Source organism: Janthinobacterium kumbetense (assembly GCF_023703445.1).
GTDB classification, from domain to species: domain Bacteria; phylum Pseudomonadota; class Gammaproteobacteria; order Burkholderiales; family Burkholderiaceae_D; genus Janthinobacterium; species Janthinobacterium kumbetense.
The window spans coordinates 741,501-761,466 of sequence record NZ_JAMQGR010000001.1; the positions used below are offsets into that span (position 1 = coordinate 741,501).

Below are 19,966 nucleotides of genomic sequence, written 5' to 3' on the forward strand. Positions count from 1 at the left end.
TATCGGGCGGCCGTCACGTTGAAATCAGCTTGATATCGGCCACCCGCTCCACCAGCCACACGCAAGCGACCAGGGCGATGGCCAGCGAGCCGACGGTCAGCACTTGCCGGTACAGCCACGTCTTGCGCAGCAGCCAGGCGAGCGGCAGGAAGGCGGCGACGATGGCCAGCTGGCCGATCTCCACGCCCACGTTGAAGCCGAACAGGCTGGCCAGCAGGGAGCCCTGCGGCAAGCCCAGGTCGCGCAGCACGCTGGCGAAGCCGAAACCGTGGATCAGCCCGAATATGAAGGCGGCCACGGGGCGCTTGCCGCGGAACAGGGGCAGCAGGTTGTTCAGTGCGGCCAGGATCACGGAAGCGGCAATCGCCGATTCCACCCAGCGCGACGGCAGCGACACGAGCGACAGGCTGGCCAGGGTCAATGTGATGGAATGGGCCAGCGTGAACGCCGTGACGACCTTCAGCACGTCATAAAAAGCCGCTTTCAAGCCTTGCCGCTGTTCGCGCAAGCCCGGCAGCAGCACGGCCGGCAGCAGCAGGGACAGCAGGAACAGGATATGGTCGTAGCCGATCCAGATATGCCAGATGCCGTGTTTGACATACGCGCCGAACTGCGCCAGGCGGTCGGGGGCGGCCAGGGACAGCGTCTGGCGGGGGCTGTCCGGGTCGAAGATGGCCGTTTGCGTGGCGCCGCCGCTGTCGATCTTGAGCAGCCCCTTGTGCTGCGGGTCGAGGTCGGCGAACAGGGTGTAGCCGATGCTCAAGGTGGCTGGCGCGGCGTTGCCGGGGCAGGTGGCCGCAAAGCGCAGCACGCTGTAGGCGCCGTCCGTATGCTGGTCGATCAGCTGCTCGACGGCCTTCAAGGGGCAGGCGCCCCGGTCGCTGGCCAGCTGCAGGCGCTGCAGCGCATAGGCGGCGATGGCCGCGTGGCGCGCGCGTATCTCATCCCAGGTCAGCGCGCCGTCGCCATTGCCATCGAGGCCGATGGCGAAATCGAGGTCGCGCAGGGCGATGTCCCATTGCCCGTCGATCTGCTGGCCGTGCACGGCCAGGCTCAGGTAGCTGTCGCTGGGCTTGTGCGCCTGCGCGGGGGCCAGCCAGGCGCACAGGGTGAGCAGCAACGCGAGCATGCGGGCGTTCACAGCGCACCTGCTTTCTTTGCGGCACTAAGTTTTTGCCCATCCTGCGGCCCCAGCTGCCTGACGAGGCGCTGCAGGGCCACGTCTTCCACGCCATGCGCCGTGATCCAGGCCAGCACCGGTTGCGCCGCCGCGTAGTTGCGCGCGGCCACGGATGCTTCCAGCAAGATGCGCATGTCGGGCACTTCCTTCTGGATGGCCCAGTTTTTCTGCGCCAGTTGCAGGGCGGCCGGCACATCCTGTTGCAGGAACAGGGCGAAACGGGCCTGTTCCCGCTGGTGCACGGTGTCGCCGCGTTGCATGGCGGCATTGAAGCGGGCTGCCAGTTCCGCCTTTGCCGCCTGGAAGGCCGTCTGCTGGCCGGGCAGCGCCTGCAGGGCCAGCGCGTAGCGCAGCAGCAGGGCGTCGATGCGTTGCTGTTCTTTCAGCAATTTGGCGACTTCCTGCGGGCGCTGCCGGTCGAGCAGGAAATCCGCGTAGGCGCCCAGCAGATAGCTGTCGCGCGGCTGCCGCGCCAGCGCCGTCGTGTAGCGCGCCTCGGCCAGCGCCGCCTCTCCGCGCCGCGTGGCCATTTCCGCCAGCAGGGTTGCGGCCCAGCTGTCGAGCTCCGGCGCCGCGCCGGCGCTGCGTTGCAGGGTCAGGTCCAGCAAGCGCTCGCTGCTGGCGGCCCGGCCCGTGACGCTGGCGATACTGGCAAGGCAGGTGACGGTGACGAGCTGCGTCGTCAAGGCGGACAGGCGTGCGCAGGCCGCTGTCGCCTGGACATAGTCGCCCTGCACGGTGAGGACGGTGGCGCGCGTCAGCCAGGCCTGGCCGTTTTGCGGCTGCTGGGCGATGACGGCGTCGAGGTCTTGCAGGGCGGGAGCGAAATGGTGGGTGCTTTGCAGGATGGTGGCGCGCAGCAGGCGCACGGGGACGGGCGGCGCCGCTTGCCGCCACCAGGGCGCCAGCGCCGCTTGCGCGTAGCCCAGGTAGCGCGGGTCCGTTTCGCTGCGCGCCAGGGCAATGTAGCGCTGGGCCAGGCTGGTGGCCAGGGCAAGGTCTTGCGGCGTGTCATTCAGTTGCTGGCGCAGGCCGCGCAAGGCCAGCTGCGTGGCGTCGGCGCGGCGCGGCAATTGCTCGATGACGGCGCTGCCGTCTTTCGGCGTGTAGGGCGCGGCCGGCGCCAGCACGGGCAGGCAGGCGCACAGCAGGGAAATCGGTGTTTTCATCGTGGACGCCATCGACGGTGGAATAGGGCGGCAAGGGCGGGCGCCGGAGAACGCTGTCTCCGGCGCCCGCACTCGGTGACCGCGCGTTACAGCGGTACCGGCTCCGTATTTTCCGGAGAGGTCGCCATGATGGCGTCGATGGCGACGCCGTCCTTGTCATCGCTGGTGGTCAGGATGACGTTGCTGACGGCCACATAGAAGGCGTCGAGCAAGACCACGGGCGGAGGGGTGACGCCGCCGTCGCCGTTATCGCCGCCGTGGCTGCTGCCGCCGCCACCGCAGCCGGCCAGCAGGGTGGTGAGCGCCAGGGCGCCGCATGCATGGAGCTTTTTCATCGTATTCTCCTCGTAGGCTTACAGTTGCGGCGAACCGGCGATGGGGTTTTTCAGGTAGGGAAAACCCGCCGTGAAGTAGGTTTCATCGAGGAAGGCGCCATCCGTGAAGTGCAGGCCGCCGGCCGGGGCATCGGCCGGGGCGCAGCCGATGTTCAGGGTGCACAGCTTGCCCATGGCCACGCGCAGCACCACGTCGACCACGTCGTCGCCGGGGCGGCGGCCGTTCGGGAAGCCCGCGTTATCGCCATCGATGACGCCCAGGCGCTTTTGCGCGCCGACGGCGGTGGGGGCGATCGAGGTGTTCAGGCGCAACATTTCAGAGGCGACGACCGTCGCTGGCTGGTTCACGCCCTTGATGCCCGTCAGGAAAGTGGCCACCAGGTCGTTGCGGGGGAAGTTGGTGGGCGCCTTGGCGCCTGCCGAGCCGAACAGCACTTCCACCAGGGCCGGCGCCGTGGGGTTGGTGACGTAGTCGGCAAACTGCGCGTCGCCCGACGGCTTGCTGGCGTTGAAGCGGTCCTTGTCCTTCAGGCCGATGACCAGTTCATTCACCAGCGGCATGCCCAGGCGCGACACTTGCACCCACGCGCCGCCTTCCTTCGAGGCCGTGGTGGCCGTGCCCGGCGCCGGGTTCAGCAAGCGTCCCTGGCGCAGGCTGGCCGTGGTCCAGCCGCCGATGACGGGGTCGCTGCCAGCCGTCAGGCAGGCGGTCGGCACTTCCATCTCGATGGCCGTGACGTTTTTCCGGGCCAGGTCATCCTTGGCGGCCGACTCCGCATTTGCGGCGAATTCCGTGGCGGGCGCCTTGATGTTGATCAAGTCGAACGTTTCGCCCAGGTTCACGACGAACGGGTCCTTGCGCTGGCCGACGAACATGCGGGCCGGCGTGGCGCAGCCGGGAATATTGACGGCATACACATGTTGCGCAGCATACGCGGCATAGTTGGGGATGGACTTGTTGCCGATATTGTCGACGGGCTTGTCGAAGGTCGTGCCGCCGCCGCTGGCGTTGGTGACGGCGCTCCGCGTACCCGTGCGGCGGTCGCCCCGCACCACGGTCACGCTGTAGGTTTCGCGCACGTTCAGGCCGGCCGGATTGACGCTGTCGATGGCGCCGCCGTTGATGACGAGCGGAATCGAGACTTTCTTGCCGCCCACGGTGAACTGGCCATCCTTGATGGTGTTGGTGAAGCGGAACTGGAAGGTGAGGTCTTCCTTGCCGTCGCCATTGTTGTCGATATGGATTTCGTACAGGGCGTTGGGGTCCATGGCGAAGTAATTCGGGCCGCCGTAGGCATCCTGCAGGGGAATGTAGTCGGCCACCAGGGTGGTGTAGGCGCCGCGGCCCGCCTCATAGCTGCGGAACATATAGAAGTCGGTGGCGTCGACTTTGGGGTTTTGCGTGATGAATGGCGCTTCGCGGTGGCTGGAAGCGTGGGCCGCTGGCGCGATGGCCAACGTGAAGGATACGGCGAGCAGGTTGCCCATGAGGGCGGCGCCCAGCGCGGTTTTCGAGTGTGACAAGGACATTTCGATTCTCCCGATTTTTGTTAGCGTTGACAGACAAGTCCAAGAAACTGCAGGCTGCCTGACTTATACGCACGGGGGAGGGAAATGGATTCAACTCTTAGATGGGATCGGAAAAATCAATTTTGGTGTGATATCGTTGAGTGCAATGTTGTGCCAGTCTTGATGCAACGTCCACCGCCTGCGTGCAAAATAATCGTTTTTGTTGAGCGTACCAAGTAGTCGATGGGCTTGGCTATCGTAGCCAACTGTGTGGATGTAGCTCTCAAAAGCACGCGCTCCAATGCGGATGCTTCAGGCGGATATGGCATTCTTCACCGTCTGTTGTGGCGGAGGAGGGCCACAACGTGACCCAGCCGTTCATGGCGCAGAACTAACTTGCTCAAGTGCGCCGCTTACGGACGACCTCACGGCGTTTCTCTACCGACGCGCGCCATTTTTCTAACGTCTCTATATCACTGGAGAGTTCCTCTGGAGACGGGGTAGGAAGATGGGCACCAGCGGCCGGATCGTGGGCAAATTTTGAACATTTCGTCATGCCTGTTTCGATTTGCATGTAGTCATCGTCCTCGACGATTACTGAACGTAATCTCTGAGTTGATATCCCTTCTTCAAAGCGGGTGACGGTGCCAAATAGAAGTACCTCTTCCACTGCTCGCTCCCATGCCAGTCGAAGATGGTAGTAGGCATCACGTGTCCACTGTGTCTGGGCTTCATCATCACCAGTGTTTTTTGCTTCTTTGACCTTGTCGTACATTTTACGCAGTGCTGAGATGCGTTTTGTTGTGACCATTGCATCAAACGGGACGCGTTCCGAATGTACGCCGAACCCCCCTGGAGCTTTGCGGATGCACTGTGGGGTGAGCTCTAAGTCAAGTTCGGTCGCGCATTGCTGCAAGATGCACAGGAAGTAGATGTCGTGCGTAAAGATGATGACTTGCCGCTTAAGCGCTTCCTGTGCTAGCCGTTTGGCAACAAGCCAGCGGCGTCGATGGTCTAACGAGGAAACCGGATCGTCGAAAACCACACCGCCTAGTCCACCACCAAGAGTCATGGTATAAGATGAACAAATACGTACGTCCAACTCGTTATAGCGACTTGCTTTGGCCTTTAGTTCTAGCGCTTTTTCTTTCGGATCGCGCTCCGTGAGCGCTTTCACCAATATGGCAAAGCGCTCCTTGTCGACATCGCTGATGGTTGCGAGCAGTTCGAGTTCAGCTGTCTTGGTCTTTGATGATAGCCCACGTATCAAGGCGCCGACCTTCGTTTGCGACTGCCCTAAGTGGGAAAACGCGTCAAGTTTTGGCCGAACGACTTCAAGCTCGGCAGATGCCATTGTTTTGAGTTTGCCGCAGACACCGACCAGCTTTTCAAGAATGTCCAAGCCATAGGGGATGTAAGCAAAATCGCCTTTGTTGTCCACATAAGCGCGTGCGCAGTACGAATCGAAGATTGCGATCGCCGACAAAGATTCGGGTGCGGCTTGATTTGCTTTCCATACGACCTCAGTAGGCAGATCGTCAATAAAGAGATCAAAGCTCGCTTGAGGAGTGCCGGCTTGGCCTGGGGCAAGTCTAGCGTCGGGATGGATCGATTCACTCTGATCGCGAGCACGACAAGCTTTCTTTAAGGCTCGGGAGTAACCAGACTTGCCAGCACCGTTCTCACCATAGATCACGCTCAGGCCGGTTCTTGCGATCAACAGATGTTGGTCGGGTGCCAAGGCATTGACGTTGAGCAGATTCTTGATTGACGCTAATTGCACACGCTGGCCAATTGGTGCTGCGCCTGCAATTTGATCGGCGGCAAACTTACGTGGCTGGCGTCCAGCAGGATCCGGGATGCCATGCTCTGCCTTCAATAGCGCATACAGATCGTCCAGGTCTTCTGCTGAAAGGTCGCTCTGGTTATAGATGCGCGCGATGGCATCTTGCTGCCAATCAGGCTGTTCGGTGGACCATTTTTGAATCGCTAGAAGTATGGACATGGCGCCTAGTTGTATTTTTATCTATTAATGATTGATAGTAGGCTAAAGTAAAGTCCCAATGCAATCAATATTGATGACATGTTGCTAAAATTGTCTGTATTTGTAAAATTAAAAACTTATTGATGACAGTTTTTTAGTCGCCTCTTGCTCTGAGTGAGAGTGACTTGACCATGATGCGGAAAGATCCAACGGATAAATTCATCCGACCTAAAATGGCACTAAATTGAATATGAGGCTTGCTCCCATATTTATTCAATTTTCAGAATAATGACTAGGACGAATGTGATTGATTTTACGTAGTTTTCTGTCGAAAATATTGTCCACTTTGTGAACGATAATTTCGAACAATTTGGTAGTGATAAGGACGAAGAATTTCCGGCCAACGTACTCGAGTATCTAGCCAGAGGATTTTTTGCCATCATACGACTACAGGAAGGCTTTGCAATTGCCTATAAGGGGAGGTGCCACAGCTTTGGCATCGGTTTTCAGGAAGCAGACCTCATGTTTTTGTATGTGCATCCAGAGTGCAGTCGAATGGGGGTAGGGACGAAACTGATCGAACAAGTGAAGATATCAGTAGCCCCCGATATCGCGATCATTCTCAAATGCGAAACGAGAAAACGAAAAGAATTTTTTGAGAAGCGTGGATTTTCTGTTGTCGAACACCACATGGAAGGCGATCACTATTTGATGCGCTGGACACCGATGAATACTTAGTGGGTGTAGACAAAACCAATACCGAAGTTATTGCATGTTATCTCGATCTGGATACTGCGTTGAAGCCCAATATAGCTACGCCAAGTGCTCACCAGGCCAGCACCCTGGGGCCAAGGGCCGCGCCGATGGCGGTGGGCACCAGCATGCCCAGCACGTACCAGAAACCGACGAAGCTGGCCGCCAGCTCGGGGCAATGCAGGCAGTAGACGAGCGCCGCCAGGGCGCCGGCCGCAAAACCGGCGGCCGCGCCCGCCAAGCGCAGGCGCGTGGGCGCCAGCTGGCGCATCAGGCGCAGCACGGCGGCCAGGATGGGCAGGGAAAGGGTGGCGATCAGCAAAGGGCAGCTGCGCCAGGTGGCGCCCCAGAACAGCTCGGCGCGTTGCCCGGCCGGGGCTTCCTGCAGGATGAGGGCGCCCAGCGCCCACATCAGCAGCAGGGGCAGGGCGAGCAGCAGGGGCAGGGCGCGCGTCGGCGCACCGGGCATGCACAGGCGGCGGCTGGCTTGCCAGGCCGCCAGGCAGAGGCAGGCGACGAAACCCACCTTGATCCAGAAGTCGGGCAACCGGGCCAGCTGTTCCAGGTTGGGCCGCACGCCCAGCAACATGGCCATCAGCGCCACGCTGCCCAGTACGCCGGCGCTCAAAGTGCCCGCGGCGCGCCAGCGGGCGCCCGGGGGCGGCGCGGCGGCCACGTCGGGGCCGCTGGCCAGCATGGCGATCAAGTCATCGGTTTTCATGGTGTCGTTATCCTCAAATTGGCTGCCAGTGCCTTCAAGCCGCGATGCACGGCCACTTTGACGCTGGCTTCCGAAATCTGCATGGCCGCCGCCGTGTCGCGCACGGACCAGCCGTCGAGCTTGGTATGCACGATGGCGTCGCGCTGCTGCGCCGGCAAGCTGGCCAGCAATTTTCCCAAGTCGCGGCTGGCTTCGGCCGCCTCGGCATCGGCGCTGGAAAACAGTTCCTGCGCGCTATCTTCTTCGTCGTACGGCAAGTGCTGCGCCTCGCGCCGTCCATGCCGGCGCAGCCAGTCGATCAATTTATAGCGGGCGATCGCATGGATCCACGACGTCAGCGGCACGCCCGTGTCATACGTCAGCCGCTGGTTGTGGATGGCCAGCAGACATTCCTGCACCAGGTCTTCCACCTCGTCCGGCCAGCGCTGCAGGCGGCGACGCAGGAATGCGCGCAAATGGCTGCTGCTGGCCTGCAAGAAACTGCGATACGCGGCCGCATCGCCATCGAGCCCGCGCAGCATCAAGCCATGCAGCCGCAATTCCGTGCCATGCAGGTGCTCGCTTACAGGTATTCGTTGCATGCAGGCCTTTGGTGACAGGCGTTGAAAAAAATAAATATCACTAATTTTGCCGGCGGCTGTAACCAATCCGGCCATTGCGGCGAATTGACAGGCAAGCACGCTTCTTCATTCACTATAACGGGTAGTCATCATGCATATCAAGCACCGCCTTGCCGCCAGCCTCGTTCCGCTCTGCCTGTGGGCCGCGACGGCACCCGCGTACGCGCAGCTGGCGGCCGGCCAGCGCTGCGCCGTGCAAAGCGGGCCGCAGACGGCGGCGCTGGTGGAACTGTACAGCAGCGAAGGCTGCTCCAGCTGCCCGCCCGCCGACCAGCGCCTGAACGCCTTGCGCAAGGAAGCGGGGGCGGCCAGCCTGATCGTGCCGCTGGCCCTGCACGTCACCTACTGGGACCAGATCGGCTGGACGGACCCGCTGGCGCAGGCGCAATTCGATGCGCGCCAGGCCGAATTGCTGCGCCACCAGCCCCGCCACGTGGCGTACACGCCCCAATTCTTTGTGGGCGGCACGGAATTGCGCGGCTGGGATACGCAACTGCCGGCCGCCATCCGCCGCATCAACGCGACCGCCGCGCCCGTCAACATCAGCCTGTCCGCCACGCCGGGGCCGGGGGGGAAGCTATTGCTGGAAGCCAATGCCAGCGCGGCGGATGGGCAGACGGGCGGCCAGCTGTACGTGGCCATCAGCGAAAGCGCCATCGTCTCGAAAGTGCTGCGCGGCGAAAACCGCGGCGCCACCCTGCATCACGATGCGGCCGTGCGCCTGTGGCTGGGACCCGTTGCGCTGGCGCAAGGCCACGCCCGGCTGCGCCGCGAAGTCAACCTGCCCGCCAGCTGGCGCCCGGAGCAGCTGCAAGTGGTCGCCTTCGTGCAGCGGCCCGACAGCAGCGCCATCCTGCAAGCCGTCAGCACGGCATCCTGCGCGAAGGGAGTGATGTGATGAACGGACAAGCGAACGTGATCCACCCCGCCTGGCTGCGCCTGACGCACTGGCTCAATGCCGTGGCCGTCGTGGTGCTTGCCACCAGCGGCTGGCGCATCTATAACGCGGCGCCATTTTTCCCCTTCGAGCTGCCGCGCGCGCTGACCCTGGGCGGCTGGCTGGGCGGCGCCCTGCAATGGCATTTCGCCGCCATGTGGCTGCTGGCGGGCAATGGCTTGCTGTACCTGATCATCAATATCGTCTCGGGACGGCTGCGGCGCCAGTTCTTTCCCCTGACGCCGCGCCTGTTGCTGGCCGATTTCATGGCGGCCCTGAAAGGCAAGCTGGCCCACGCGGACCCGCGCCGCTACAACATGGTGCAGCGCGCCGCCTACCTGTTCGTGATGCTCGACTGCATCGTGCTGGTGCTGTCCGGCCTGGTGCTGTGGAAGTCCGTGCAATTTCCCCTGCTGCGCGAGCTCATCGGCGGCTACGAGAGTGCGCGCAGGGTCCACTTCATCGCCATGGCGTTGCTGACGGGCTTTGTCGGCGTGCACTTGCTGATGGTGGCGCTGGTGCCGCGCACCCTGGTCGCCATGCTGCGCGGCCGCTAAGGAGACGATCATGAAAAAAACCATCCTCGTGCCAAGGCAGGGCCAGGCCATGCTGGACGACGCCTTGCGCCAGATCAAGCAACCGTCGCGCCGTTTGTTCCTGCAGCGCAGCCTGACCCTGGGCGGCTTGTCCTTGTTGACCGGCTGCAACGTCAGCGACCCGTCCGGCATCGAGACGGCCCTGGCGGCCGTGTCGCGCTTCAACGACAGGGTACAGGGCTGGCTGTTCGACCCGACCAAACTGGCGCCGACCTACCCGGACTCCATGATCACGCGGCCGTTCCCCTTCAACGCGTATTACGGCGAAGACGAGGTGGAAGAAGTCGATGGCGACGCCTGGCGCCTGGAATTGAGCGGCTTGATCGCCGACAAGAAGCCGTGGACCCTGCCGCAACTGCGCGCCTTGCCGCAGGAAACCCAGATCACGCGCCACATCTGCGTGGAAGGCTGGAGCGCCATCGGCAAGTGGGGCGGCGTGCCGTTTTCCCACTTCCTGAAGCGGGTCGGCGCCGACACGACGGCGAAATACGTCGGCTTCAAGTGCGCCGACGATTATTTCACCAGCATCGACATGGCCACGGCCCTGCATCCGCAAACCATCATGGCCCTGAGCTACGACGGCCAGGAATTGCCGCCCAAGTACGGCTACCCGATGAAATTGCGCATGCCGACCAAGCTGGGCTACAAGAATCCCAAGCACATCCAGGCCATTTTCGTGACGAATACGTATCCGGGAGGGTATTGGGAGAATCAGGGCTACAACTGGTTCGGCGGCTCTTGAACAATTTTGGCAGTACCCGTAGCACGGCAACAGCTTTACCACCGGGCAATCTCGCCCATATAACCCAGAGACAAGGACATATCATGAAAACCACCATCACCGCCCTGATTGCTTCCGCCATCCTCATGTCGGGCGCCGCGTTTGCCCAGGATGCCATGAAGAAAGACGCCATGGCCAAGGACGCCTCGGCCGACGCCATGCACAAGGACGCCATGGGCAAGGACGGCATGCACAAGCCGATGGCGAAGAAACACATGAAGAAGGACCACATGGCCAAGGATGGCATGGCGAAAGATGCCATGGCAAAAGACGGCATGAAGAAGGATGAGATGAAAAAGGATGGCATGGCCAAGGATGCGATGGCCAAGTAAGCGGGCAAGCAAGGTTTTGCATGGGCAGGCGCACCATCCTCGCCGGGTGGCGCGCCTGCCGTCGTTTCGCCAGCGGCTTGCTGGTGTTCATGGCAATTTGCTAAAATTGAAAACTTATTTAATAGCAATTGCTGGAGTAACGATGCCGATGCATGAAGCAAGCTTCCCATTACGCTGTGCGGCAGCGGTGCTGGCCTTCCTGCCCGGGCTTGGCCAGGCGATGCCGGGCGCGACCTGTCCGCCGCAAGTGTATCCGCACGAGGCACGCCTGTATGAACTGGAAGGTAAAACGAGCGTGCGCTTTTCCGTAGAGCAGGATGGCAAGGTGGCAACGGCATCCGTGGCACGCAGTTCGGGGTGGAAAGTTTTGGACGATGCGGCGCTGAGCAATGTGCGGCAGTGCGTGTTCCCTGCTGATAGAGCGGCCAAGGAAAATTTTAGTGTTCAATATGTATGGGACCTGGATGATGCCGAGCTCTTGCGTCCCTTGCTGGTACCGGGCAGCTGCCAGCCTTCCCAGCGCGTCCAGGGCTATAACAATCTCGACAAATCGGCCAGCAATGACAGCGGCGTCGTGCTGCGCATGTTTATCGGCAGTGAAGGCGCCCCTGCACGCATCGTGGCCGAGGCGCCAGGCTTGCCAGCGGAACTGGTCGAGGCGGCGGTTACCTATGTGCAGGGTTGCCGTTTTGCCATCGATCCTGAAGTTGGCGGCACGCGTAGCTGGAGCACGTATGGCAAGGTGCTGCTGCGCCGCCAGCCCCTGTAGTAAGCTTGCACTGTCCACATCGTTTTCCTGCCGAAGTCATGACCGAACCATCCGCCGCTGTTGCCACCGCATCGTCCCCCTCCGACAAATCGATCCGCCGCCGCTCGCTGTTCGCCGCCTGCAGCGCGCATGCCGTGCATGACGGCTTGACGGATGTCATCTATGTGCTCCTGCCCATCTGGCAGGCGCAGTTTGCCATCAGTTACGCCATGGTGGGCCTGTTGCGCGGTTCCTACTCGGGCATGATGGCCGGCTTCCAGCTGCTGGCCAGCCGCATGGCCAGGCGCTGGGGCCGCGAACGCATGCTCGTGGGCGGCACGGCGCTGGCCGGCGTCGCCTACCTGATCGCGGGGCAGGCGGGCGGCCTGGCCGTCTTGCTGATCGCCTTGCTGCTGGGCGGCCTGGGCGCCAGCACGCAGCATCCGCTGGCGTCTTCCATCGTCACCGACACGCACGAGGCGGGCGGCGGTGTGAAGGAAGCGCTGTCGCACTACAACTTTGCCGGCGATATCGGCAAGACCCTGATTCCCGCGCTGGTGGGCTTGCTGTTATTGGTGTGCAGCTGGCAAGCCAGCGTCTCCTTGCTGGGTTTGCTGGGCCTGGCGGCGGCCGGCTTGCTGTGGTGGCTGCTGCCGAAACCGGGCGAGCTGCAGGCGGGCGCGAAGAAGGCGGGCAAGACCATCGCCGGCAGCGGCTCGAAGGCGAGCTTTCGCGCCTTGCTGGCCACGGGCACCCTGGACAGCGCCGTGCGCATGGGTTTTCTCACCTTTTTGCCATTCTTGCTGAAAAGCAAGGGCGCGGGCACGGCCGGCATCGGCGTGGCGCTATCGCTGCTGTTCGTGGGCGGCGCCTTCGGCAAGTTGCTGTGCGGCTACCTGGGCGCGCGCATCGGCATGATGAAGACCGTGTGGCTGACGGAATCGATGACCTCGCTGCTGATCGTGCTGGCCCTGTGGCTGCCGCTGGCCGGCGTCATGGCCATGCTGCCCTTGCTGGGGCTGGCGCTCAATGGCACTTCATCCGTGCTGTATGGCGTGGTGCCGGAATTGGCCGAACCCGGCAAGCGCGAGCATGCGTTCGCCCTGTTCTACACGGGCAGCATCGGCGGCGGGGCGCTGTCGCCCGTGCTGTTCGGCGCGCTGGGCGACCAGACGAGCGTGCACACGGCCTTGCTGGCGCTGGCGGCCGTATTGCTGCTGACCTTGCCGCTGGCGTGGAAGGTGCAGCGGGGCCTGGCGCACGGCGGCACCGCATGAGGGGACGCTTCGCATGAGCCTGCCATTGCCGCGCGATAAACACGATACGCCGAACGCGCAAGCACTGATCGCCTTGAGCTGGGAGGAAGTCCATCCAGCCATGCCGCAGATCCTGGAATGGGTGCAGGATGTGAACTGGCCCGTGGCCGGCGTGCTCCTGCCGTATCTGGCCGGCATCGGGCCGCGCCTTGCCCCCTATATAAAAACGGTGCTGGCCGGTAATGACGAACAATGGAAGTATTATGTATTGCAGGGCATCGTGCGTCATTCACGGGAGCTGGCATTCGAATTGGACGGGGAATTGCAACGCTTCGCCCATGCACCGACAATGGGAGAACGGGAAGAAGGCGTGGCCGAGGTGGCCCGGGAAATTCTGCAATGCCAGACAATAACTGTGGCCGGTCAGTAATCAGGGGCATTATTGTAAGAAATCAGTATTGAATGTGCGCGTGTGTGGCCATTCCTGTAATAGATAGGAGACAATCCGGGCCGAATATATTTCGACCTCCGGGTTGTAAAACCCTCCCTATCATTTAACAGGAAGATTACATGGGCAATTTTAGTATCCCGCAAACCAATAAAGCACTCGCCGTGTATTTTCACGGCAAGATGGTGCCTAGGCTGTTTGCGGTATTTGCGGCGATCCTGGCGGCAGTGGCAGGTTTTGTCTTGTACCTGAGCACGACCATCCCTCAGAAAACACTGACCGATACGCAGGCCATGACCTTGCGTAATGGCGCCAAGCTGGGCACGCACAGCAATTTGACTATTCTGTACGGCACGGCGGCTTTTCTATTGCTGCTCGCCGTGCTGGTACTGGTCATGCGCGCGATAATGCTCAAGCGGCGGAAAAGCCGTTTTGAATTGCATGAAGACGGTGTGGTGCATGAATTGAACGGCATTCGCAGCTATGCCGCCTTTGCCGATATCGAGGATCTGTATCTGTTTGCCGGCGGCTCCACCGCCATGACCGGCATGATCAATAACTTTGCCTACCGCACGGGCGCCGACCAGCCCTGGATATGGGCTACGGGGGAACTCAAGCGCTTTGACGAATTCATGGACGAATTTCGCTCCCGTTACCTGGAATACCGCATGCCCGTCTTGAAGCAAAAGCTGGCGGACGGCGAGCGCGTGACTTTCCGCTACATCAGCAGCGGCGAGGTATACAAGAAACGCTTGTTCGGCAATTTCCTGAATGTCAAGACACAGGAACTGGCCTTCTCGGCGCAGGGCTTGCATGTGGACGGCGTCACCTGGCCTGGCGCCAGCCTGAAGTGCATGAATCAGAATGACTGGACCGAGAGATTGACGATCAAGGATGCGGCGGGTACGACCGTATTTTCATGCATCGGCACGGGTATCCTGAGTTTCGACCTGTTCGCCAATATGATAGACGACGAGATTAATCAAGCGTCGTAATTCCGGCGGAAATAAGCCTCCCGATACGGGGAGGCTTGCGACCGGCTTATCCCGGTCGGCGGCCAAATGCAGATAAAAAATGAAAACACATTTACTGTCGAATGACGAATATCAAAAAACCTTCCATGCACCCATGCTGAAGGTGACCGAGACCGCCAGGGAAGTCGTCGATCTTTGGGCATATGCCGATCTGGTCATCGGGAGTGACTTTGGCGACGCCGCGGACTGGAATTGGCAGGCCGCGCATATTTATGAGTCGTCAGATGGAAAGTTTCAGCACATCGGCATTCCCGTTCCCCGCGATGATACTTATCTGACTGTGATCGTCGATATACACGGCAGAAAAATCCTGGGGCATGTTTTTCTTGATTTGCGCGCCAGGCAGTCAAGCCGCAGTGAGGAATAACAGGCAGCGATTGGTGCTGCATGTCGCATTGATAAGTTACTGGCAAGCCGATACGGCATGACTTGCCCGCCAGTCCCCCCATCGTCTACACTCGCCGCATGAAAAATTTTGAAAAGCGGCGCGACCGCTATGACTTGTTCCGGGCGTTTGACAATCCCCTCGTCAACATCAATTTCCAGCTCGACGTGCCGGATTTCCGGCCCTGGTGCAGGGAACGGAAAATTCCCGTGTTTCACTTTTTCCTGTTTTGCCTGCTCAATACGGTCAGGGACATCGACAACTTCATGTACCGCATCTATCAGGGCGAGGTGATACGGATCGACGATTTTCCCGCTTCGTACACCGTCATCAACGGCGATGAAAACCTCAATTACACGCGTTTCGCGATGACGGACCAGCTCGACCTGTTCATCGCGCGCAGCCTGGAAGCCAAGCGCATTGCCGAAGCCAGTTCCGCGCTGATCAATACGGGCGAGGGCGAAAGTGAGCGCGAGCAGCGCAACAATATCTTTATCACCTGTTTGCCATGGCTGGAGCTGGCGGCCATCGAACACCCGATCCACCGTCACCGCGACGCCGACATACCGACCTTTACCTGGGGCAAGTTCGGCCCCGCGCAAGCGGACGGCCGCATGCGCATACCGTTTTCCGCGCAAGCCCACCATGGATTTGTCGATGGCTACCATGTGCAGAAACTGGCGCAGGCATTGTCGCAGCGCATCGCTGCCATCATGTCCTAGGCTAAATAATCGCTGGGTGCCTGGCCTAGCACGCGGCGGAAGGCGGCCGTGAAGGCGCTGGGGCTGGCATAGCCGAGGTCGAGCGCCACGCGGGTGACGGCTTGCCCGTCCGCCAGCCGCGCGATGGCCGCCAGCAGGCACGCTTGCTGGCGCCACTGGGCAAAGGCCAGCCCCGTCTGGGCCCGGAACTGGCGCGTAAAGGTGCGCCGGCTCATGCCGGCCTGCGCCGCCATCGCATCTAGGCTGCTGTCCAGGCTCGGTTGCCGCAGCAAGTCCATGCACAGCCGTGCCAGCCGCGGTTCCTGCGGCAGAGGCGCGCTCAGGGGCAGTGGCCTGGCGGCGGCAATTTCATCGAGCAGCAAGGCCATCAGCCGTCCGGCCCGCGATTGTTCCGCATACAAACCATCGACCGTCACGGCCTCGGCCAGCAGTTGGCGCAGCAGCGGCGAAGCGTCCAGTACCTGGCAGTGGGACGGCAAGCCCATCCCTGCAATGGCCGGTGCGTCGATAAACACGTTGTGCATGGTCACGGCGCCATGCATGCGCATGCCATGGGATAGCTGGGCAGGTACCCAGCAAGCGCGTTGCGGCGGCACCAGCCAGTTGCCTTGCGGCGTGTGCACGCTGATGACACCGCGTGCCGCATACGCAAATTGCCCACGCGCATGGCTGTGGCTGGGAAACATTGCGCCAGAAGCATAGTCGCGTGCCGTGGCGATCAATGGACGCGGTACTTCCGTATAAAAATTATCCATGGCCCATACTCTACAGTAGTTGACCTGGCATCGAAAGCGGGCCGCTTGCCGTCCGCTTACCATCACACTCTTTTTCCGGAGTGAACATGCACAATACCTGTCATCGCGTGGGCCATGGTCCCCACGCCGTCATCGTCCTGCACGGCTGGTTTGGCGACGCCAACGCTTTTTCCCCGATGGAAGCGGGTCTCGACGGCGGCGCTTTCAGCTATGTCTTCATGGACAATCGCGGCTATGGCGGCATGCGTGGCGCAGAGGGTGAGTATTCGATGGACGAGGTCGCCCGCGACGCGCTGGCGCTGGCCGATGCGCTCGGCTTTGCCACTTTCAGCGTGATAGGCCACTCCATGGGGGGCATGGCGCTGGAACGGCTGGCCTTGCTGGCCCCCTTGCGCCTGCGCAAACTGGTGGCCGTGGCGCCCGTGCCCTGCTGCGGCGTGGCCTTCGATGCGGCCGCCCGCGCGACGTTTCTCGCGGCCGCCGATAGCGTGGCGGCGCGGCGCGCCATCATCGACCGCAGCACGGGCGGGCGCTTGCCAGCCACCTGGCTGGACTGGAAGGCACAGTATTCGTGGGAAAGTTCGGATCCAGCCGCGTTTGCCGCGTATTTCCTCGCGTGGAGCGAGACGGATTTCAGTGAAGAAATCAAGGCGGCGTGCGTGGAATTGCCGTTGCTGGCGCTGGTGGGGGAACATGACCCTCGCTTTGATGCGGCCCTGATGCGCCGCACGTATCTGTCGTGGTACCCGCAAGCCCGGCTGGAGGTGCTGGGCAATGCGGGACACTATCCGATGAATGAAACACCGCTGGCCCTGGCGGCCAGCATCGAGGCGTTTTTGACGGAAAAGAACTAGTTACGCCGCCTTGGCGCGCAGGCGCAGCAGGCTCAGGCCCAGCAAGACGAAGGCGCCGCCCGTGATGCGGTTGAACAGCTTGGCGCGGCCCGGCGTGGCCAGCTGGGTTTTCAGCAGGCGCGCCAGGTTGGCGTAGAACAGGTGGGCCAGCATGGCGCAGGCGACAAACGAAGTCGTCAGCACGGTGAACTGGATGGCCACCGGTTCGCCCGGCGTAATGAATTGCGGGAACAGCGCCGAGAAGAACAGGATCGCTTTCGGATTGGTCAGCGCCACCGTCAAGCCCTGGCGGAAGAGTTTCCAGAACGAGTTAGGATTCGCCGTGCCGGTCACCACGGGCGCATCGGCCACGACGCTGGTCTTGCTGCGCCATTGCTTGATGCCCAAGTACACCAGATACAGGGCGCCAGCCAGTTTCAGCAGCATGAAGGCCGTGGCCGAGGTGGCCAGCACGACGCCCATGCCGGCCATGGCCACGCCGGAAATGATAAACAAGCCAAAACCATTGCCCATGCTGCTGATCATTGCGCGGCGCGGGCCGACGGCGATGGCGTTCGAGATGGCCAGCAAGACGGCCGGACCGGGAGAAAACGTGACGAGCAGGGCGACGCTGCAGAAAAGCAGCCAGTTCGAGAGATGCATGGGTGTTCCTGGGTGGGGCCGAAGCCGGATTGAGAGTCAAAACACGTATATTGTACGAAGTTTTCGCCTCCCGCGTCTGCGGCCCCGGCTTGTATCAAGCTGCGCCTTAAGCAAACAGGCTGGCCACCACATGGTTGATGGCGGCGCCACCGGCGATGAGCCAGCAGAACAGCAGGCCGGCCAGCAGCAGGGGCTTGATGCCGGCGCGGCGGATGGCCGACATGTGCGTCGTCAAGCCGAGGGCCGCCATGGCCATCGCCAGCAAGACTGTGTCGAGCTCGGTGATGGTGGCGACTGTTCCCGCTGGCAGCAGGCCCAGCGAATTGAATGCCACCACGCCGATAAAGATGAAGGCGAACCAGGGGATGGCCAGCTTGGCCGCCTTGTCGTGGCCGCCGTTGCCACCTTTGGCCTTGCCGCGCGCCAGCACCGCCGACAGGATGACGAGGAAGGGGGCCAGCATCATCACGCGCACCATCTTGGCGATCACGGCCGCATTCGCCGCTTCCTGCCCGATCGACTTGCCGGCCGCTACCACCTGCGCCACTTCATGCACGGTCGAGCCGATGTACACGCCAAAGGCGGACGGTGTTGCCGCCAGCACATGCCAGCCTTGATTCAGCTGGTACAGCAATGGATACAAAAAGATGGCGATGGTGCCGAAGACCACGACGGTCGAGACGGCCACGGTGACATCTTCGCTGCGACCCTTGACGACGGGCTCGGTCGCCATCACGGCCGCCGCGCCGCAGATCGAGCTGCCCGCGCCGATCAGGATGGCGCTGTTGCGTTCCAGTTTGAATACGGTGGTGCCAAGGAACATGGCCAGGCCAAACGTGGACGCCAGCACCAGCGCGTCGATGGCGATGCCGGCCAGGCCCACCTGACCGATGTCCTGGAAGGTCAAACGAAAGCCATACAGGATGATGCCGAGCCGTAATAATGTCTGTTTGGAAAAAGTCACACCCGCGCCGCAGGTGGGCGCCAGGCGGCCATACACGCTATTGCCGAGCACAATGCCCAGCATGATGGCCAAGGTCAGGGCACTCATGCCGTGGCTTTGCATCCATTCCAGCTTGCCCAGTTGAATGGCGCCCCAGGCGATCACGCCGCTGAGCAGCAGGCCGGGGAGAAGGCGGCCATAACGGTCGCTGAAACTTGTTGTGTTGCTTGTTGAGAGGGATGACATACCGTACTCCGTGGTTCCTGGTTCGTATGGCATGACTGTACAGTTCGTCGATTAAATGGTAAAACGGATTGTTTTTGTATCTTTAACCGATTAGATAGGTAGATAAAATGGCGTTGACCTTGCGGCAACTGCAGATTTTCCTCGCCGTGGCGGACACGGGCAGCACCAGTGCGGCCGGCGAGTTGATTGCGCTGTCGCAATCGGCCACCAGCGCGGCCCTGAATGAACTGGAAGCCTTGTTGGGAGCGCAACTGTTCGACCGTGTGGGCAAGCGTTTGCTGCTCAACGACAATGGCCGCCTGCTATTGCCGCAGGCGCGCCAGATGCGTGACGGGGCCGCCAGCATCGAGCGCCAGTTCGCGGGCGCCGACCCATCCGTGCCCGTCAGCCTGCAGATCGGCGCCAGCACGACGATCGGCATCTATTTGCTGCCGCAGATACTGGCGCTCGCGGCGCAGCAATATGGGCGCAGCATTCCGCAAGTGACGATTGCCAACACGGCCGACATCGCCGCCGCCGTGGCGGAGTTCCGTGTCGATATCGGCCTGATCGAAGGGCCGTGCCACGAAGCGGGCTTGCTGGTGGAGCCGTGGCTGACGGACCAGATGCTGATCGTGGCCGCGCCCACGCATCCGCTGGCGCAATTGCGCCATCTGCTCAGCTTTACGGAGCTGAACCAGGCGGGCTGGCTGCTGCGCGAAGCGGGCTCGGGCACGCGTGAAGCCGTCGAGCAGGCGCTGGTGCCGTATCTGCACTATCTGCGCGCTGCGGGCGAGTTCAGCAATTCGGAAGCCATCAAATATGGCGCGGCGGCGGGGCTGGGCATCGCCTGCCTGTCGCGCGTCGTCGTGGCCGATTTGCTGGCCAGCGGGCAACTGGTAGAACTGGAAACCATGCTGCCGCCGCTGGAGCGCAATTTCTATCTGATCCGCCAGTCCAGGAAAATCCTTTCCCCGCGCCTGGCCGGCTTCCTGGAGCTGTGCCGCCACGCCACACGCATGGCGGGCTAGCGGGAT

At 61.7% G+C, this 19,966-nt stretch carries 23 protein-coding genes; 13 read left to right on the plus strand and 10 right to left on the minus strand.

The features are described 5' to 3' along the window. Positions 1-13 precede the first annotated feature (13 nt). From NCG91_RS03220 to NCG91_RS03240, 5 genes are all read right to left on the minus strand, one after another. Positions 14-1,129, minus strand: a complete 1,116-nt coding sequence (locus tag NCG91_RS03220; RefSeq protein ID WP_251348547.1) for a HupE/UreJ family protein — start codon at positions 1,127-1,129, stop codon at positions 14-16. An 8-nt stretch (positions 1,130-1,137) separates the two neighbouring features. Next, positions 1,138-2,349: a tetratricopeptide repeat protein gene (locus tag NCG91_RS03225; RefSeq protein ID WP_251348548.1), complete on the minus strand. Its 1,212-nt coding sequence runs from the start codon at positions 2,347-2,349 to the stop codon at positions 1,138-1,140. A gap of 86 nt (positions 2,350-2,435) precedes the next feature. Continuing rightward, positions 2,436-2,684, minus strand: coding sequence for a hypothetical protein (locus NCG91_RS03230; protein ID WP_099667811.1), 249 nt, complete (start codon positions 2,682-2,684; stop codon positions 2,436-2,438). A gap of 18 nt (positions 2,685-2,702) precedes the next feature. After that, a complete protein-coding gene (locus tag NCG91_RS03235; RefSeq protein ID WP_251348549.1) occupies positions 2,703-4,214 on the minus strand; it encodes a DUF4331 domain-containing protein in 1,512 nt (503 codons plus the stop codon). Between the two features lie 379 nt (positions 4,215-4,593). Next, positions 4,594-6,198 carry a hypothetical protein gene (locus NCG91_RS03240; RefSeq protein WP_251348550.1) on the minus strand — a complete coding sequence of 535 codons (1,605 nt, stop codon included), beginning with the start codon at positions 6,196-6,198 and terminating at the stop codon, positions 4,594-4,596. Positions 6,199-6,525: 327 nt separating this feature from the next. Here NCG91_RS03240 and NCG91_RS03245 point away from each other — a divergent pair, with 327 nt between their 5' ends. Beyond that, positions 6,526-6,915: a GNAT family N-acetyltransferase gene (locus NCG91_RS03245; RefSeq protein WP_251348551.1), complete on the plus strand. Its 390-nt coding sequence runs from the start codon at positions 6,526-6,528 to the stop codon at positions 6,913-6,915. An 88-nt stretch (positions 6,916-7,003) separates the two neighbouring features. On the opposite strand, the gene NCG91_RS03250 is transcribed toward NCG91_RS03245, so the two are convergent. Both NCG91_RS03250 and NCG91_RS03255 read right to left on the minus strand, forming a co-directional pair. Beyond that, positions 7,004-7,651 (minus strand): NrsF family protein, encoded by a 648-nt coding sequence (locus NCG91_RS03250; RefSeq protein WP_251348552.1) that lies wholly within the window; start codon positions 7,649-7,651, stop codon positions 7,004-7,006. Next, positions 7,648-8,232, minus strand: a complete 585-nt coding sequence (locus NCG91_RS03255; RefSeq protein ID WP_251348553.1) for a sigma-70 family RNA polymerase sigma factor — start codon at positions 8,230-8,232, stop codon at positions 7,648-7,650. Before NCG91_RS03255 ends, NCG91_RS03250 begins: the two co-directional genes overlap by 4 nt. 130 nt (positions 8,233-8,362) lie before the next feature. Here NCG91_RS03255 and NCG91_RS03260 point away from each other — a divergent pair, with 130 nt between their 5' ends. The 10 genes from NCG91_RS03260 (at position 8,363) to NCG91_RS03305 (ending at position 15,510) form a co-directional block, all read left to right on the plus strand. Further along, a complete protein-coding gene (locus tag NCG91_RS03260) occupies positions 8,363-9,169 on the plus strand; it encodes a DUF1223 domain-containing protein (protein WP_251348554.1) in 807 nt (268 codons plus the stop codon). Beyond that, the gene (locus NCG91_RS03265) at positions 9,169-9,765 is read left to right on the plus strand and encodes a cytochrome b/b6 domain-containing protein (RefSeq protein ID WP_251348555.1); all 597 of its coding nucleotides are present in this window, start codon (positions 9,169-9,171) and stop codon (positions 9,763-9,765) included. Before NCG91_RS03260 ends, NCG91_RS03265 begins: the two co-directional genes overlap by 1 nt. A 49-nt stretch (positions 9,766-9,814) precedes the next feature. Beyond that, positions 9,815-10,546: a molybdopterin-dependent oxidoreductase gene (locus NCG91_RS03270; protein ID WP_435526473.1), complete on the plus strand. Its 732-nt coding sequence runs from the start codon at positions 9,815-9,817 to the stop codon at positions 10,544-10,546. A gap of 83 nt (positions 10,547-10,629) precedes the next feature. Next, positions 10,630-10,917 carry a pentapeptide MXKDX repeat protein gene (locus NCG91_RS03275; protein WP_099667818.1) on the plus strand — a complete coding sequence of 96 codons (288 nt, stop codon included), beginning with the start codon at positions 10,630-10,632 and terminating at the stop codon, positions 10,915-10,917. Positions 10,918-11,059: 142 nt separating this feature from the next. After that, positions 11,060-11,686, plus strand: coding sequence for an energy transducer TonB (locus NCG91_RS03280; RefSeq protein ID WP_251348557.1), 627 nt, complete (start codon positions 11,060-11,062; stop codon positions 11,684-11,686). A 38-nt stretch (positions 11,687-11,724) separates the two neighbouring features. Beyond that, a complete protein-coding gene (locus tag NCG91_RS03285; RefSeq protein WP_251348558.1) occupies positions 11,725-12,942 on the plus strand; it encodes an MFS transporter in 1,218 nt (405 codons plus the stop codon). Between the two features lie 13 nt (positions 12,943-12,955). Further along, entirely contained in the window at positions 12,956-13,351 is a 396-nt protein-coding gene (locus NCG91_RS03290) for a DUF5071 domain-containing protein (protein ID WP_251348559.1), read from the plus strand. Between the two features lie 140 nt (positions 13,352-13,491). Next, complete coding sequence (locus NCG91_RS03295) at positions 13,492-14,364, plus strand: hypothetical protein (protein ID WP_251348560.1); 873 nt, start codon at positions 13,492-13,494, stop codon at positions 14,362-14,364. Between the two features lie 79 nt (positions 14,365-14,443). Further along, complete coding sequence (locus NCG91_RS03300; protein WP_251348561.1) at positions 14,444-14,770, plus strand: hypothetical protein; 327 nt, start codon at positions 14,444-14,446, stop codon at positions 14,768-14,770. Positions 14,771-14,868: 98 nt separating this feature from the next. Then, complete coding sequence (locus NCG91_RS03305; RefSeq protein ID WP_070279767.1) at positions 14,869-15,510, plus strand: CatA-like O-acetyltransferase; 642 nt, start codon at positions 14,869-14,871, stop codon at positions 15,508-15,510. On the opposite strand, the gene NCG91_RS03310 is transcribed toward NCG91_RS03305, so the two are convergent. Continuing rightward, on the minus strand, positions 15,507-16,265 hold the full coding sequence (locus tag NCG91_RS03310) for an AraC family transcriptional regulator (protein ID WP_251348562.1): 759 nt from the start codon (positions 16,263-16,265) through the stop codon (positions 15,507-15,509). The two genes, NCG91_RS03305 and NCG91_RS03310, sit on opposite strands and share 4 nt — an antisense overlap. An 86-nt stretch (positions 16,266-16,351) precedes the next feature. Here NCG91_RS03310 and NCG91_RS03315 point away from each other — a divergent pair, with 86 nt between their 5' ends. Continuing rightward, positions 16,352-17,119 (plus strand): alpha/beta fold hydrolase, encoded by a 768-nt coding sequence (locus NCG91_RS03315; protein WP_251348563.1) that lies wholly within the window; start codon positions 16,352-16,354, stop codon positions 17,117-17,119. On the opposite strand, the gene NCG91_RS03320 is transcribed toward NCG91_RS03315, so the two are convergent. Together NCG91_RS03320 and NCG91_RS03325 are read right to left on the minus strand one after the other, a co-directional pair. Continuing rightward, positions 17,120-17,761: a LysE family translocator gene (locus NCG91_RS03320; RefSeq protein WP_034786115.1), complete on the minus strand. Its 642-nt coding sequence runs from the start codon at positions 17,759-17,761 to the stop codon at positions 17,120-17,122. A gap of 106 nt (positions 17,762-17,867) precedes the next feature. Then, positions 17,868-18,950 (minus strand): YeiH family protein, encoded by a 1,083-nt coding sequence (locus tag NCG91_RS03325; protein ID WP_251348564.1) that lies wholly within the window; start codon positions 18,948-18,950, stop codon positions 17,868-17,870. Between the two features lie 107 nt (positions 18,951-19,057). On the opposite strand from NCG91_RS03325, the gene NCG91_RS03330 reads away from it, so the two are divergent. Beyond that, on the plus strand, positions 19,058-19,960 hold the full coding sequence (locus tag NCG91_RS03330) for a LysR family transcriptional regulator (protein WP_034786119.1): 903 nt from the start codon (positions 19,058-19,060) through the stop codon (positions 19,958-19,960). Positions 19,961-19,966 lie beyond the last annotated feature (6 nt).

What these genes read in the sequence shown, in the direction of transcription:
- NCG91_RS03280 (WP_251348557.1), top strand. Translation starts at nt 11,060, where the DNA reads ATGCCGATGCATGAAGCAAGCTTCCCATTACGCTGTGCGGCAGCGGTG.
- NCG91_RS03295 (WP_251348560.1), top strand. Translation starts at nt 13,492, where the DNA reads ATGGGCAATTTTAGTATCCCGCAAACCAATAAAGCACTCGCCGTGTAT.
- NCG91_RS03325 (WP_251348564.1), bottom strand. Translation starts at nt 18,950, where the DNA reads ATGTCATCCCTCTCAACAAGCAACACAACAAGTTTCAGCGACCGTTAT.
- NCG91_RS03305 (WP_070279767.1), top strand. Translation starts at nt 14,869, where the DNA reads ATGAAAAATTTTGAAAAGCGGCGCGACCGCTATGACTTGTTCCGGGCG.
- NCG91_RS03225 (WP_251348548.1), bottom strand. Translation starts at nt 2,349, where the DNA reads ATGAAAACACCGATTTCCCTGCTGTGCGCCTGCCTGCCCGTGCTGGCG.
- NCG91_RS03250 (WP_251348552.1), bottom strand. Translation starts at nt 7,651, where the DNA reads ATGAAAACCGATGACTTGATCGCCATGCTGGCCAGCGGCCCCGACGTG.
- NCG91_RS03240 (WP_251348550.1), bottom strand. Translation starts at nt 6,198, where the DNA reads ATGTCCATACTTCTAGCGATTCAAAAATGGTCCACCGAACAGCCTGAT.
- NCG91_RS03235 (WP_251348549.1), bottom strand. Translation starts at nt 4,214, where the DNA reads ATGTCCTTGTCACACTCGAAAACCGCGCTGGGCGCCGCCCTCATGGGC.
- NCG91_RS03265 (WP_251348555.1), top strand. Translation starts at nt 9,169, where the DNA reads ATGAACGGACAAGCGAACGTGATCCACCCCGCCTGGCTGCGCCTGACG.
- NCG91_RS03220 (WP_251348547.1), bottom strand. Translation starts at nt 1,129, where the DNA reads ATGCTCGCGTTGCTGCTCACCCTGTGCGCCTGGCTGGCCCCCGCGCAG.
- NCG91_RS03275 (WP_099667818.1), top strand. Translation starts at nt 10,630, where the DNA reads ATGAAAACCACCATCACCGCCCTGATTGCTTCCGCCATCCTCATGTCG.
- NCG91_RS03290 (WP_251348559.1), top strand. Translation starts at nt 12,956, where the DNA reads ATGAGCCTGCCATTGCCGCGCGATAAACACGATACGCCGAACGCGCAA.
- NCG91_RS03320 (WP_034786115.1), bottom strand. Translation starts at nt 17,761, where the DNA reads ATGCATCTCTCGAACTGGCTGCTTTTCTGCAGCGTCGCCCTGCTCGTC.
- NCG91_RS03260 (WP_251348554.1), top strand. Translation starts at nt 8,363, where the DNA reads ATGCATATCAAGCACCGCCTTGCCGCCAGCCTCGTTCCGCTCTGCCTG.
- NCG91_RS03255 (WP_251348553.1), bottom strand. Translation starts at nt 8,232, where the DNA reads ATGCAACGAATACCTGTAAGCGAGCACCTGCATGGCACGGAATTGCGG.
- NCG91_RS03285 (WP_251348558.1), top strand. Translation starts at nt 11,725, where the DNA reads ATGACCGAACCATCCGCCGCTGTTGCCACCGCATCGTCCCCCTCCGAC.
- NCG91_RS03300 (WP_251348561.1), top strand. Translation starts at nt 14,444, where the DNA reads ATGAAAACACATTTACTGTCGAATGACGAATATCAAAAAACCTTCCAT.
- NCG91_RS03310 (WP_251348562.1), bottom strand. Translation starts at nt 16,265, where the DNA reads ATGGATAATTTTTATACGGAAGTACCGCGTCCATTGATCGCCACGGCA.
- NCG91_RS03315 (WP_251348563.1), top strand. Translation starts at nt 16,352, where the DNA reads ATGCACAATACCTGTCATCGCGTGGGCCATGGTCCCCACGCCGTCATC.
- NCG91_RS03270 (WP_435526473.1), top strand. Translation starts at nt 9,815, where the DNA reads ATGCTGGACGACGCCTTGCGCCAGATCAAGCAACCGTCGCGCCGTTTG.
- NCG91_RS03330 (WP_034786119.1), top strand. Translation starts at nt 19,058, where the DNA reads ATGGCGTTGACCTTGCGGCAACTGCAGATTTTCCTCGCCGTGGCGGAC.
- NCG91_RS03230 (WP_099667811.1), bottom strand. Translation starts at nt 2,684, where the DNA reads ATGAAAAAGCTCCATGCATGCGGCGCCCTGGCGCTCACCACCCTGCTG.